Origin of the sequence: Marinomonas sp. TI.3.20, assembly GCF_038155025.1 — a bacterium.
GTDB lineage: Bacteria > Pseudomonadota > Gammaproteobacteria > Pseudomonadales > Marinomonadaceae > Marinomonas > Marinomonas flavescens.
The window spans coordinates 1-255 of record NZ_JBAKAS010000123.1 but is presented as its reverse complement, the minus strand read 5'-3'; the positions used below and the strand labels follow the sequence as shown (position 1 = coordinate 255).

The window sequence follows — 255 nt, the reverse complement described above, 5'->3', positions numbered from 1 at the left end:
ATAAGCTTGACGACGACCTACTCTCACATGGGATCCCCCACACTACCATCGGCGATGACGCTTTTCACTTCTGAGTTCGGGATGGGATCAGGTGGTTCAACGTCTCTATGATCGTCAAGCAATTCTGTTGCGTTCGTTCTGGTTCTAACTTTTCAGCTAGCTAACCAAAACACGCGAAGACATGCTTGGATCTTTAACAATTCGTTTTGAAATAACGTAAATCAAGGTTAAACCAGTTTCTATCGTAATGTGTCT

1 rRNA gene is annotated in these 255 nt (G+C 43.5%); it reads right to left on the bottom strand.

The window, feature by feature from the left end:
* Positions 1–4: 4 nt before the first annotated feature.
* A 5S ribosomal RNA gene (rrf, locus tag V6259_RS19840) occupies positions 5–119 on the bottom strand.
* Positions 120–255: the final 136 nt, after the last annotated feature.